Source organism: Streptomyces sp. NPDC006923 (assembly GCF_040635655.1).
Taxonomy (GTDB): Bacteria; Actinomycetota; Actinomycetes; order Streptomycetales; family Streptomycetaceae; genus Streptomyces.
Map to the genome: position 1 here is coordinate 402687 of NZ_JBEYIF010000005.1, position 15135 is coordinate 417821.

A 15135-nucleotide genomic window follows, 5' to 3' on the forward strand; every position below is an offset into this window, starting at 1 on the left:
GAGTGCAGGAAATAACTTTTCCTGAGGACGTCAGGAAGATGCTCTGGATCCTGCTCGGCGAAATGCCGTTGCAGGCCAGAGAGAATCTGGCGTGGGACAGCCGCGCGCTCTATCTCGACTTTGGGAGAAAGATTCTCGAACTGCGCGACGCCATTCAGGATTCCGTCCGCGACGCGAGCAACTCCCTGCCGCCGGACGTCGCGCGGCGGTATGTCCAGGGCCTGTCGCTGCTGACCGACGACGGAGGTGTCAACCACCTCAAGGAGATGGTCGACCAGCTCGACGACATGGCCGACGGCCAGATCACCTACTCGATGAAGATCCAGGAGGCGAAATGGGAGATCATCTCCGAGATCGTCATGCTCCTCATCGAGCTGGCGTTCCTGGCCGCGATGGCGACGCTCACGGGTGGCACGTCCATCTCGCAGATGGCGCTGGCCAGAGCCAGAAGCCGGCTGGCGATTTTGATGACCGTCGACCGGCTGGTGCGGATGACCCATCTCGCACCGGCCCTCAGCGAGGCGATCGAGGAGGCCATCCAGACCCTCGCGGTCAAGCTGGCCCAGATCGCCTTCAACCCGCCTCGGCGCAAGCCGCCCGGTATTGACTGGGGAGACATCGGCAAGGCGGCCGCGTTCGGCGCCTTCGCGGGCCTCTTCGAGGGAGTACTCGACCGCTTCTCTCCCTATGTCAAGAACTGGCTCAAGAACGGGTTCGGCAACTTCGACAACTTTGTGAAGAACAATCCCTTCACCGCGAAGATATTGGACGGCTCCTATGACGTCCCCGCCATATTCGTGGTGTCCGGGATCAGTGAGACGGCGGCCGAGGTGGTGGTCACCGGGATCTTCGACAACAACTGGTCCTTCAAGTGGGAAACCTTTGTGGGGTCGGGCACCAGCGGTGTCTTCGGCACCTTCGCGGAGTCGTCGATCGGCGCCGGGGCGTCCTGGCTCAACAGCAAGTTCTTCTCCGGTCCGGCCGGTCCCGGCCCGTTCCCGGTGCGCAACGACCTGCCTCCCATGAGCGAGACAGGCGGTGGCGGCCCGGGACCGCGCAACGCGCCGGAAGGTCCGGGCGTCGTCCTGAACACCGGCGGGCCCCTCTCCGGGCCCCCACCGGCGCTGCTTCCCCCGCCCGTGCCGCTTCTCCCGCCCGTGCCGCTGAACGGGGGTGTCAGCACACCGCCGCCGGTGCCCGCGCCGGGCACCTCGCCGTACTCGGCGCGTGACTCCCGCGCGTTCTCCGAGACCACCGGTTTCACCGGCCCGGACCCCTTCACCGGCTCGGAGACCTTCACCGATTCCGGCGACTTCGCCGGCTCCCTCGGCCTTCCCCCGCCCCCGCTCTCACCACTGACGCCGATCCCGCCCCTGACGCCGACGCCTTCCGGGTCGCCGCTCCCGACGCCGACGTCGTTGTCCGGATCGACGGTTCTTCCGGCGCCGGCCGGTCCCGTGCCGACGCAGTCGGGCACCACACCGCAGCATCTGCCGGGCGGCACCGGCGACGCGGACTCCCCGCCCGCGCCCTCCAGGCCGGGGACGGGCGGCGGCACCACGCCGACGGGGGCAGCACCCTCGCCGGTCAGCTCTCCGCCTCCGGGCGCGCGGGACGACGGGCTGCATGACCAGCGGTCCCCGGGCGACGACGGGTCCGGGGCCGAGACGGAAACCGCCACGGACCCGGAGACGGAAACCGGCACCGGCACCGGCACCGGCACCGGCAACCGCACGGAGGGCGCGGACGGCCGCACGACGGAGGGCACTCCTTCCGTGCCCGGCGGCACGACGCCGCATCTCCCGCCCCCGGGGGCCTCGTCACACGCCCAGGGCCAGGGCGGCCAGGGCCAGGGCAGTCAGGGGCAGCGGCCCGGCACGGCCGACGGCAATGCGCCGCAGCGGTCGTCCGGCGAGCAGACCGACACCGATACCGATACCGGGCCCGGAACGGCGACCGGGCCGGAGACGGAGACCGGCCCGCGGGCGGCCGATCTCCACATCCCGGCCGCCGTGCCGGGGACGGCGGCGGACACCGGCACGCGCACCGGCGATCCGGTCTGGGACGCCGCACGGGCCGGGACGGATCCGGTCACCCGGTCGCACACCTGGGTCGACCCGGTCTCCACGCCTCCCGACCCGCAACATCCGGGCCGGACCACGCAGTTCGTCGTGCACTCGAAGTTCGACGCGCGCCGCTTCGAGCATCAGGGCGAGTGGGTCACCGATCTGACGGTCACCATGGGATCCGGGGGCCCGGACGGACTGCCCGAGAGCGTCTGGGACAAGGTACGGAGCGGTGTCGAGGACATCCTGAACGCCCCCGGACACCGGCTGCCCAACGGCGACCTCCTGCATGTGACCGTGGAGCAGGTCGCGAACGATCCGCACCCCAACGGCCTCAATGTCCAGTTCATCGGCCGCGACCAGCAGATGACCCGGTCGGCGTGGTGGGCCGACGCCGACCCCATCGACTATGTCCACGAGATCACGCACCAGCTCGGGCTGCGTGACGAATCACCGCACGCGAGCGTGCCCCACCGCCCGGACATCGAGGGCAGTCTGCTCGGCGACTACACCCGCGCGGCTCCGGCCGGCCTCGCGCAGGGCGGTCTGCGCGACCGCCATCTCCACCTGATCGCCGCCCATATCGGCGATCTCACCCCCGCCGCTCCGGGCCCGGCCGGCGGCCGGAGGCCCCCGGCCGACGGGACCGTACCGCCACCGGCCGTACCCCTGCCGACGGTCGGCCGGCGGCTCGGCGCGGAGCCGTACGCGCCCGTGCCGCCCAGGCCCGCCGTACCTCCGGAGGCGCTCACGAGCGACCCGGCCACGGAGGAGGTGCGGGAGGGTGAGCCGGTGGTGCCCCCGGGCACCGACCAGGACCAGACCCTGGCCCTCCTGCCGAAGCCGACCGTGCGGGAGACCTCCGGGGAGACGACGGAGACGCCGCTCAGCAAGGAGCCGCAGAAGGAGCCGGAGAAGGAGCCGGAGAAGGAGAAGGCGCCGGAGAACGAGACGAAGGAGCCGGAGAAGGCGCCGCCGAAGGCCAAGGAGTGGATCACCACCACTCTCGACCGCACCCGGCCTCCTCGCATCGACCGGCGCAGCCCCAGGCCGCTGGCCGGACGACGGGATCCGGTCGAGTTCGACGACGGCAGCCGTATGCCCGCCTATATCGACGACATCCAGTCACTCCTGCCGGACCTGCCGGACGACGTGCTGGCCGAACTCCTGGTGAGTTCCGTCAGTTTCGGCCACAGCGAACTCGCGCTGCGCGGTATCGACCAGGTGGTGGCGGAGATCGCGAGAACGCTGCGGCGGAGTCCGGCCGTCCGGCCGAAGGACCCGAAGCCGGGCGGCCCTGTGGGCGTCGGCCTGATGGCGGATGTGACGAGCGCGCTCACCCATGAGCCGAAGAGCGTGACCGGCGAAGGGCGCGTGTTCACGTACACCAGCGTCGACGGCAGCCCCCGGAAGCTCTGGCTGGTGGCGCGCCCTTACGGAGACTGGGAACGGTTCACCGACGCGTACGGCAATCCGGCCAAGGTCGACGGCATGAGCCGGGCCGTCACCACGGCGGGCCAGAGCAAGATCATGCAGTCCGTCACCCAGATCGCGGCCGGCGGCCCGATCGGCCCCGCAGGCACCGCCGCGTTCAGTGGGTTCGGCCGTCTGGGGCTGCGCTTCGCCTTCACCAACAAGGTCGGCTACACGCAGACGGACCAGGGCACGAACCAGATGGAGACGCGTGCGCTGGACGGCTCGCACGTGCATCTCGACAACGTCTACTACGACGTGCGGGTGACCGACGCCGACGACCGGCCCGTCACCGGCCCGGAGACCCTGGCACTGACCGGGCCCGGAGACCGGGCCAGGGACACCACCCGGGCCCCGGCCCTGACGGAGACCGGGAACGGCACCGACAACGCGTCCGACAGCGAGTCGCTCACCGGATCCGACGACCAGTCCCTGACCGGTTCCGACGACCTGGACGCGACGGATGCCCTGGCCCCCGTGACGCCGCGCAACCCGGCGCTGTTCGGCTTCGCCGTACGGCACGGGCTGACGGTGCGCCTGCCGGACAGCGTGACCAAGAAGGCACGGCCGGGCCGGATTCCCCGGTCGATCGTGCTCAGCCGGAACTCCGGGTACCGGCTTGTCCGCAGCGAGGGCTTCGGCCCCGTCGCCAAGATCCGCGACTGGGCGGCCGGTGAGATCGCCGCGCGGCCCGGCAGCACCGCCTACCGCGAACTGAACGCGTTCTTCTCGACCGAGAGCTTTCAGCGCCACGCGCGGGAGCAGGCGAACGGCAGGGTCACCACCGTCCCGCTGTTCGCCGACGACAAGGCGAAGACACCGCTCGGTGTGTTCGTGGTGGACGTGGAGCCCGTCCGGGCGATCCTGATCACCGAGACGCGCGACGCCGAGATGCGGGACATCAACACCTCGGCGGTCCGCAACGAGCGAAGCCTCGCCAAGACGGCGGCGTTCGGCGTCGACGGGGTCGCCGGACCCGCGTTCAACCTCCTCGACCTGGGCAACGGCGTCCTCAATCTGCGGCTCCAGTTCGGCCCCGCCTTCCGGTATCTCTTCTCCGTGTCCCGCTCCGCCGTCCTCGGCGGGTCAGGGGCGATCAAGTCGTCGGGCCAGGTCAAGGGTGATCTCACCGGCCTCTATCTGGTGCAGAAGACGGTCCATGTGTCCCGGAGCGGCAGCGGCGCGCCCCCGAGGGCGTTCCACACCTGGAGCGTGGACCGGATGACCCCCACCGAGGCGCGCAGGCTGGCGGGGTGGGACGACGGTACGCGGCTGACGGTGCGAAACGGCATGCCGGAACCGTTCGCGCCCGCCTATCTGACCCGGGACCGGCCGCCGCTCCTGGGCATGCACCGGGTCGAGGAATTCACCTTCGACGACGGTCTGCGCACCCGCGCGGCGAGGGGCGCGGCATCCGCGCCCACCTTCCTGGACGCCTTCGCCGACGATGTACTGGCGGCCATCGACGCGGCCTATCCGGGCCTGGTCGCGCCGCTCGACCAGCTCGCGCCGCCGACGGCGCGGAGCCTGCGCGAGCGGGCCAGGGCGCTGCTGACCGACGGCGCGGCCCCGGCGACCGGCCTCGTACCCTCCCGGTGGCGGAACGCCGAGGAGTACCAGACGGCGCTGTCCAACACCCTGGAGGTCCTCGCCGCCCTGTCGCACCAGACGATGTCGGGCAATCTGGAGGCGCTGACCACGACCGGCACCAGGATCCGGCTGAACGAACCGGGCCGGATCGGCCAGGGCCACCGTTATGTCTGGCTGCGCGGCGAGTTGACCAACCGGCGGTACGAGGGCAGGCAGGACGACCTCAAGCTGCGGTACAGCTCCATCGGCGTCGAACGGCTGGACGGCCAGAAGGGCGCGAAACGCATCAGGGAAGCCGGTTTCGACGGCCAGGCCGCGTTCCGCGACACCAGCACCGACGACATCGGCGCGCCCAGCAACGCGGGGGTCCTGGCGGTCGGCGCGCGCGGCGGCCTGGGGACCGAGTCGGAGACCGGATTCGGCGCCACCGCCACCAATGAGCCGATGGCGGTGAGCCTCGGGCCGTCCCACCAGTACCGGTACGACATCTCGCTCACCGTGGACCGCGGGGGCTACTGGCGGTTCCGGGGGCTGTTCCGGGGGGTCGCCACCCTCGGTCTGCTGGGGACCCAGCCGTTCGTCATCAGCCAGCCGAGGGATGTGCTGATCGGCCGGGACCCGGCGGGCCGCCCGGTGGGAGGCGGTCCGAGGACCGGACAGGTGCTGATCAGCATCCCGGACCGGCACGCGCCGTCGGTGGACCCGCACGCGCCGAAAGCGCTCAACCCGTATCTGTCGCTGTCACTGCGCGGCCCCCTGCCCGTCCAGCACATGAAGGCGGACCGGGCCCGCGCGCTGGCGCTCGGCGACCTGTCCCGGCGGGGACCGCTGGTGCGTACGGAGGATCTCGTCGGCTCCGGCGTGCCCGCCCTGCCCGGCGCCCCCGCGCCCGCCGGCGGGCGCGGCTCGCGGATGTTCCAGGCCCTCCAGAATCATCCGTTCCTGATCGTGAGCGTGGCGGCGCCGGACGCCCTTCTGAGCAGCCTGAACGATGTCCTGCGGATCGCTTCGGGCGGCGCCTGGCAGCTCACCGAGGAAGGGACGCCGACCCGGGAGTCGGTGCTGCGTGCCTTCCAGCCCCAGTATCTGACGGCCAATTTCGACCAGAGTTCGGGCCCGCTGGGCTGGAGCGAGAACGGTCTGATGGGCAAGGGCCCCTACGCGACGCTGTGGGCGACATTCCGCCATCTCACGGCCGTGGCCGACATCCAGGCCCTGACCGGAGCGGTGCCGATGGACACCGAGATGACCCTCGGCGGCACCGGTCTGGCGTCCGGCAAGTCCAGCCGGACCACCTCCTTCTTCTCCGGCGGGCAGCTCGTGTACGCCAAGCCGCACGGCGCCGGGCCCGGACTGCTCGGCAACTACGGCCTTGTCGTGAGCCCCTACTCGTCCTCGAACGCGAAGAGCCGGACCGTCATCAGGACCGTCGTCGCCGATATGAACCGAAAGGGTTTCGGCCACCATGTCCTGGCGGGCGGCACGGCCGAGCACTGGCTCGCTCTGGCGTCGAGCCTGCTGGGAACGGGCGCGGTGGGCAAGCCGTTCGTACCGAAGTGGCTGGCCGGGGCGGCGGGGCAGCGCACCACGGTGCCCGGCGGCTGGCTGGCGCATGTGCCGGAGAAGAGCGCCTACGCGATCGGCCTCCTCGACGACGGCCTCGGAGAGATGCCGCGCTACACCGAGCTGTCCTGGTCCCCCCAGCCCTGGCTGAAGGGCAACAACTTCGGTACGTATCCGGTCAATTCGCTGAATCCGCTCGATGTGCTGGCGGCCTTCAACCGGAAGGTGAGCACGCTCGGTCTGGACTCGGCGGGCCAGGAGCGGATCCGGACGCTGGTGTCGGCGCGTGTGATGCGCTCCCTCGACAAGGAGATGACGGGCGTCGGCTCCTCGGTGCCCGTGCGGACCGGCGCGTGGGGCTGGCACAGCGTCCGGATCGGCAGCCGGCACGTCCGTGTGCGGGCCCGGCTGATCCCCGGGACGCCCACCTTCGAACTGCTCGACCACAGCGTGGAGATGGAGGAGAACCGGCGCGCCATCGAGACCGTCGGAGAGGGCTCGGACGCCAGCAGCGGGGCCGATCTCGGCTATCTCGTCAGCGAGATGGTGCACACCGGCGACCGGACGGCGGCGGCCGCGGGGCCCACGTACACGGAGACCGGCTCGGGACGGCGGACGTTCGGGTCGAGCCATGCCGTCACCACCCTGACGGTGTTCCGGGCGGCGTCCACGGAACCGTACGCCGAGATCGCCACGCCGTACCGGCTCCAGATCGCGCTGGAGATGGACGACGAGGCGTCGGCGGACGGCGACGGCACCGCCGAGGCGGGCGGGAGGTCGCTGCGGGAGCGGGCGGTCGCGCACCGCGACCAGTTCACCGGCAGACGGAGGATCACCGAGGAGGGCGACATCGGCTCGCTGCGGGAGCATGTCCCGCTCAGCCTGATGGTGCCGGACCCGGGCCCCGAGGACACGCCGGTCGATCCGCGTCTGGCGCCGCCCCGGCTGACCGGCCTCAGAGCGCCGGCACCGGGCTTCGACGACTACATGCTGGGGCCGGACACCCGGCACGCGGACGGCACCCTGAAGCCGTTCGTCTTTCCTCCGCACGGCTTCGACGTCCGCAGGATCGTCGGCCTCGGGGACATCCAGGCGGCCAACACCTATGCCATCGCCCTCTCGTACGACGCGGCCTTCTCCTTCTCCGCGCCGGACTCGCTGCGCCGGGCCGAGGACACCGCGCTCACGCGTCCGGGGACCGGCTCCGCGCAGGCGCTGGAGGACGGTACGACCAACGCGGCGCTCACCGCGTTCTTCAGCGAGGCCGCGGCGGACAGCGGCTATCAGGTGGCCGGTCTGACCGAGAAGAACCTGATCGGCACGGAGTCCGCGCGACTGGACCTGCGCGCCAAGCCCGACTTCAGCCGCGCGCTGCTGCTGACCGTCGCCGACGGCATGAAGATGGAGGTGCTCAGCCGGGTCAGCGAGGGCGCGAGCACCTCGGTGGCCCGGGAGAACGCCCAGGACTCCGCGATCGGCGCCGGGGTCATGGTGAGCTCCCCCCAGACGGGTCTCAACCAGCTCGGGGCGTCGGGCACGGGCCCCTACGCCGCCGAGGGCGACGGCATCACGACCGGCGTGGACCAGCTCGCCTCGATCAACGTCAAGCCGAAGACCGGCCGGGCGTTCCTGTTCGCGATCCCCACCGCCTGGCTCAGCGTCGCCGAAGTGCGGCGGGGCATCAAGGACACCAGTCTGGCGCGGGCGGTCGGCGGGACGTTCGGCCATGTCAGGCCAGGGCTGAAGACCGTCACATCCGAGGCGTTCGCGCTCGCCTGGATCCGGGACGACATCGCCAAGGAACTCGGTCTGATCAATGACACCAACTTCCCCGAGCGGGTCGGTGACGCCTGGGACGCCGTAACGTCCGCGGCCAAGGCGTTCGTCGCCGCGGACCAGGCGTATGTGAAGAAACGCCGGACGGTCGCCGGACTGCGGGCGGAGCTGGAGGCCGCGCGCCTCGTCCTGGACGCGGCGGAGACGGCGGCCGCGGCCGCGACGCGCCGGCTGGAGACGGCCCTCGACTCCGCCGACCTGGTCGACACCGCCCTGGACCGGGCGCTGAGCGAGCAGACCCGGGACCTGGACATCGCGCGGCGGGGCGAGGACGACGCCCGGCGGGCGCTCGACTCCTTCGACGGGCTCGACGAGAGCGACGCCGCCCATGAGGACTGGGCGGAGCTGTTGCGGGATCAGATCGAGACCGCCAGAAGGGACCTGGCGGCGGCCGAGCTGGCCGCGACCGCTCTGCGTACGGCCGCCGCCGCGCGGGTCAGCGCCGCCCGGGCCCGCAAGGAGCGGGAGGACCGGCGGCTCGCCGGGCTCCGGGGGGCCGCGGACTCCGCCGGCCGGCAGGTCGAACGGGCCACCGCCCGGCGGGACGCGGCTCGCACCGCGCTGGAGAGCCGTGAGGCGGAGATCGCCGAGCTGGAGGACCGGGCGAAGAGCGTGGTGAGCGAGTACCACCGGGTGCGGGGCGCGGCGGACCGGCTCACCCGGTGGCACCAGGAGGCGGCGACGGCGGAGGGCAGGGCACGCCTCGGCGATCTCGAAGAGCCGCCTCCGGTCACCTTCCGGGCGCCGCCCAAGCCGGTCGCGCCGCCGGAGGCCGCGCCGCCACCGGCGTACACCAGGACCTCGACGGACGACGGCGGCACCCTGCTGGTCTCGCCCGAGAACGCCCACTACACACTGCACGACGTGCCGAGGGACGGCGACGCCTTTCTGCACGCGCTCGCCGAGGGCCTCGAACGGGCCGCACCCGGTCTGCTCGCCGAGCACGGTGTCGATCTCACCGACCGGCCGGCGGCGTCGGCCCGGCTGCGGGAACTGCTGGCGAGCCGGCTGAGCGACCCGTCCGACGCGGATCTGCTCGACCTTGTCGCGCCGGACGAGACGGACACCTTCACTGCTGACGAGGTGGCCGGCGCGGGCCTGGGCCCGGCGGATCCCGGGGGACTCGGCCAGAACACGCCGGGCCGCCGGGAGTTCGACGCGCTCGGCGGGCTGATACCGCACTCCGTGCGCCCGGACGCCGCGACCCGGGCCGCGCTGGCGGCCGCGCAGATCAGACGGCCGGGCAACGCGCCAGGGGAGACCGGGTGGAACCACTCGGCCGGGGATCTGCTCCCGATTCTGGCGGCGCGGACATTCGGCGCGCACATCACCGTCGTCGGGGGTGACGGACGCTTCCAGGACTTCACGCCCGGCACCCGGGCGGACTCGGGGCAGCTCAAGGCGCTGCTCGACGGTGCCGAACCCCCGCGTCCGCATGTGGTGCTGAGCCTGGACGACCAGCACTATCAGCTCGCGGTGGCGGCCGGGAGCGAGTCCGGGGAGACCAGGGGCAAGGATCCGGAGAGCGCGAAGCCGAAGGGTGAGGAGGCGAAGAGCGAGGAGACCAGGGGCAAGGGCCCGGAGAGTGAGAAACCGAAGGGCGAGGAGGCGAAGGGCAAGGCGCCGGAGAGCGAGCGGTCCACGGACAAGTCGTCGAAGGACGGGTCCCGGGACACGTCCGCCAAGGACGGGAAGCAGGCGGTCCCTCCCGCGCCGAACGTGCCCGCCAGGGGCGAGCCGGTGCGGGTGCCGGCGACCGGCGAGTGCCTGCTCTTCTCGTTCATGGCGAGCGACCCCGCGTATGTCCGCGACCGCCTGCCCGGCCTGGCCACGGACGACCCCGCCGCGTACGCCTGGCTCGGGGACGCCGATCAGGTGCGCGACGAACTGAGCAGCCACGCCGAGATCCTCTCCACCACCGCGCACCTCCCGGCCGGCCTCTCGAACGACGTCGTGGTGGCGATGCGTACCCATGTGGCGGAGTACGTCAGCGCGAGCGGCGGCCGGCTCCATCCGCAGATCGTCAGGCAGCTCCGGATGACGACGGAGAGCGACTTCGCCCGCAGACTGAACGGAATGCACCGCGCCCGGCTCGTCAGCCTGCTCGCCCACCACGACGTCGACTGGGAGACGCTTGTCGACCGCAGTGACGCGGGACTGCGCAACGAGCTCACCGCTCTCTACGCGACGAGCCCGGCGCCGCTGGACAAGGACGAGTTGGCTGCCGTCATGGACGCCGTCACGAACTGGCAGCGGCGCTGGATGACACCGGTGGGCGAGGTCTTCCTGCCCCTGCTGGCCCATGCCTTCGGGGCACGGGTGGAGGTCGCCAGGAACGCCCGGCTGCTCACCGAGGCGGGTCCCGGGAACGCCGACCGCGTGGTCGAGGTGCACTACAACGGCTCGACCCACTACAACGGCAGCGCCGCCGGGGCGCGCGATCTGCTCGCCTTCGGTGGCGCGGTGCTGCCCAAGCGGATCAAGGACGAGGAGCTGGACGCGGAGGGACACATCCGGGCCAATCCGCTGTGGACACCGCTCGACGAGGTCGACCCCGACCTGCTGATCACGGCGAACCGGGACGCCGTCTGGATCTACACGGTCACCGGCGACGGGCGCGTCCTGCTGGGCAGCGAGAAGCCCAGCGCCATCATCACGCCGGAGCAGTTCGACGCGCTGCTCGCCGGAATGCGGAAAGCCGACCCGGACCTGACGGCGGAATCACTGCGCGGGCATCTGGACGGGCTGGGACATACGGGCATCGCGGCGCGCTTCGACGAGGACGGCGAGACTCTGCCCGGGATGAGCCGGGTGTCCGGTGAATTCCTCTGGAGCCCGGCGCGACAGCAGTGGACGGTGAACGACAAGTCGGGCCGCTATATGAGCGAGTCGGTCAGGCCCGGGCTGGATCCCGAGAAGGCCGGAGAGTGGCTGGAGAATATCGCGCGGCAGTTCAGCGACCGGCTCGGTGTGGTGGTCAGACCGGACCAGGTCAAGACGGCGGCCCCGCCGCCGCCCGCCCCGCCGCCGCCCGCGCCACTGGTCCCCGTGCCGCCACCGCCACCGCCGGCGCCGCCGCTCACCGGCGCCGCGATCGGTGACACGTTCGCCGAAGCCCTGCTGCGGGAGCCGGCGCTCCAGAACGCCGGCCCGGTCCTGCCGGACGACAAGGCGACGATCGCCGATCTCGCGGCGGTGGGAGTGACACTGAGCGCTGGTCGGGCCACGCAGGCCGTCCTGCTCGGCGGCTCGCTGAGCGTGGTCGACGCGGGCCTGACACCGCTTCAGTATCTGCGTCTGCTGCTGCGGCGCGGGAGCCCGGCACCGGGCGAGAGCCTCGATACGGCGGCGGCCGTGGCGGCGGCCACGTTCGGTGTCGACATCGTGGTCGGCGGGCCGGGTGAGCAGACCCGGCGGTTCGGTCCCGGGACCGGTCCGGAGGTGCGGCTTTTCTTCGACGGCACGGAATTCACCCCGGCGGGAACCGCGTAGGGACATCGGGCGGGAGGCCGGTGGGAACGCCGCCGAAAATGCGGTCGATGCCCCGAGTGTCGCCCTTTGTTCACCTTTCCTTCATGTGGCAATGGTCCCTTCTCCAGAGTGAGTTGGGGGTGCCTCAGTCCTGTGCGAGCGGTGGCTGAATTCCTTTTCGGCATTGCCCGGACAACCTGCCGGAAGCCAATTGTCCGGGTGTGCTGTCTGTGAACTAATGTCGGTGCATCCTTGTCCATGAGACCCTGGCTGACGCTGTGACAGATGAGGACCGTATGAGTGAGTCCGGAGCCGGCCTGTGAGCCGCTGGTCCCTGGGGCGCAAGGGATCCTCCGGACGGCGCGGGGCGGCGCCCTCCGGACGTGGGACGGACGCGGCCGGGCCCGGCGGACCGCGTCCGGGACCCGGACCGGCGTTCGCCGTCGAGGAGTACGACGGCCTGGTGCTGCTCAGGCTCCCCTCGGACGAGACCCTCGGCCCCGCCGACGTCGACGACCTGGTCCGCGCCTTCGCCTCGGACGACGACTACACGGTGACCGTGGTGGCCGGGGCCGACGAGGCGTCGGCGGCCGCGATGTGGCCGCGCCTCGGCACCCTGCTCGACTCCCTCCGCGAGGAGGACATCACCACCGTCAGGCTGGTCATGTCCGGCGCGGGCGAGGACGGTCCGGACCGCCGGGCCGTGGCCCGCCGTATCGCCGACGCCTGGGGCTTTGAGGTGATCGCTCCGGACGGGGTCGTCCTCGTGGTCCCCGGCGGCGGCCTCTTCGTCCCCGGACGGCGCACCGACTCCGGTGCCGAACGCGGCTGGTGGAGCTTCTCCGCCGGTGCCGACCCCGTGCCGCTGGGACCGCGCCAGCCGGCTCCCGCCTGGCAGCCCCCGGCCGGGAGTCTGCCGGCGAAGACCCGGAACGGCTGCGTCGTGGAGCAGATACCGGCCGGGCTGCTGATACGCCCGGAGGAGGCGATCGCGCCGCGCCCCGGCGACCTGTGTTACGCGATCCCGGTCGACCGCCGCGGGCCCACCGTGCTGGTGGGCGTGGCGGACGGCGAGGACGTCCTGGCGGCCGATGTGGTGGAGGCCGTCACGGCGCTGCCGGAGCCGGCGCGCACCCATGTCCGGATCGCCCCCGGCGGCCGGCGGGATGTGCTGAGCACCGGCCAGGCGGTCGCCGACGCCCTCGAATCCGACGTCGTGGTCCACACCGGCCTGCCGCTCCTCTCCGGCGGCTCCCACGGCGGCCTGACGGGACGGAACACCGTACGGGCGACCTTCGCCGACGCCGACGGCGTCCCGCGCTGGCATCCGTATGTGGACGCGGTGGAGTGCCTCCCGGCGAAGGGGACGGACGGGCCGGCGCCGAGCCCGCGCCTGCTGCGGTGGAGCCCGCCGGTGCCGGGCCGCGGCAATACGGAACACGGCGTGGTGCGGCTCTCCGACCGCTGGCAGGTCACCGTGACCAGGGCGGGCCTGTGGGTCAGCGGGCGCGACGGCCGACGGCTGTCGCCGACGGCGCGTCCGGTGTCCGCCGACGGGCCGGTGATCGAGATCGGCCGTCCCGGAGAACCGCTGGACCTCTCGCTCTGGCCCGAACTCTCCAGGCTGCTCGTGGGACTTGGCGCCGATGTCTGCGCGCGGGCCAGGCTGCATGTGCACGGCACGGCCGTGGACGGCGGACGCGAACTCCGCCGGCTGGCGGGCCACCACCAGCTACGGAGCATCCGCTTCGGGACCCGGCCCGCGCCCGCCGCCGGAGAGGCACGTGTCCCGGCCGCCGCACGTCCGCCCGTACCCGCTCCCGGAGAGGCACGCGTCCCGGCCGCCGCGCGTCCGCCCGTACCCGTTGTGCCCGCCGCGGCGGAGGCGGCGGCTCCGCCCGCGCCGGGCCGTGCGGTGCGTCCGTCCCTGATGAGCACGGCCCCGGCGGCGAACGGCCCCCACCGGCAGTCGGAGCCGGGCCCGCCAGGACCCGCCGTCGCGAGCGCCACGGCAGGCAATGTCCAGCCCGCCAGGACCGAGCCAACGGCACGGAAGACACCACCGGAAAAGAAGAGTCCGGCGGCGAAGAGTCCGGCGGCGAAGCCGGAACGTCGGCCGGTGGAACCGCCGAAGCCGGTGGCGGCGGAGCAGGGGCGTACGGAGCCGGAGCCTTCGGTACCTGCGGCACCGCCGCGCGTGCCCGACGCAAGCCCGCCGCGTGTGCCCGACCCCGCCCCTGCGCGCGTGCCCGACCCCGCCCCGGCGCGGCGGCCCGAGCCCTCCCGCGTGTCCACCACGGCGTCCGGGCCCGCTCCCGTCCCGGCCCGCGCCGCGGCCCCCGCGCCGGTGACCGCCCTTCCGCCGGTCCCGTTCCACCCCGGTCACAGCAGCACCGAGGCGGAGCGCACCGCGTTCCGGGCGCTCGCGGACACGGTGTGGGAGCGGCATGGCGCCGCCGTGGTCCGTACGCTCACCCGGATGCCCGCGCTGCGCGGCCAGGAGCAGGAGGCCGCCCGCGCCGATCTGATCGCGCTCCAGCTCTATCTCCGTACGGCGGAGGGCCCGTTGAGCCATGACGCGCTGAACACGGCCCTGCGCTCGGGCGACGAACGGCTTCTGCCGTACGCCGCCTGTGTGGCATCGGGTCTGCGGCGCCTTCCCTCCTTCCGGGGGACCGTCCTGCGGGGCGCCACCGCCGCTGTCGGTACGGGCGGGCTCTCGCCGGGGAGTGTGCTGCGCGATCCCGGCCCGGTGAGCGCGCTGCCCCTCGGCAGCGATGGCCCCGTGCCCGGAGGCGCGCGCTGTGCGATCTGGTCGGTCACCGGCCGACGAGTACGGTCACTGTTCGACGCGGCGGGCTCCGCCGAGCCGCGCGACGAGGTGGTCTTCCCGCCGGGCACGGCCTTCCGGATCCTCGATCTCCGGACGGACGGCGGATCACCCCTCGTCCTGCTCCGTGAACTCCCCGCCGGGCCGCCGGACGCTCCCTTCCGGCAGGGCCCGCCCGACGACCAGGACCTCGCCGTGCTCGCGCGGCTGGACGAATCGCTGAGCCGACGCCCGGCAGCGGCAGGCCCGTACCACTGGCCGGACCGCTGCTCGGGGCCGGTCGGCCCCAACGGCAACTGAATGGAC

2 protein-coding genes are annotated in these 15135 nt (G+C 72.5%); both read left to right on the forward strand.

Going from position 1 to position 15135, the window contains the following annotated elements; all coding sequences use genetic code 11:
* Positions 1-38 precede the first annotated feature (38 nt).
* Complete coding sequence (locus ABZ707_RS12925) at positions 39-12020, forward strand: hypothetical protein (RefSeq protein ID WP_360172292.1); 11982 nt, start codon at positions 39-41, stop codon at positions 12018-12020.
* 298 nt (positions 12021-12318) lie between these two features.
* Complete coding sequence (locus ABZ707_RS12930) at positions 12319-15129, forward strand: hypothetical protein (protein WP_360172295.1); 2811 nt, start codon at positions 12319-12321, stop codon at positions 15127-15129.
* Positions 15130-15135 lie beyond the last annotated feature (6 nt).

Coding starts and splice junctions, on each gene's coding strand:
- ABZ707_RS12925 (WP_360172292.1), top strand. CDS start 39: ATGCTCTGGATCCTGCTCGGCGAAATGCCGTTGCAGGCCAGAGAGAAT.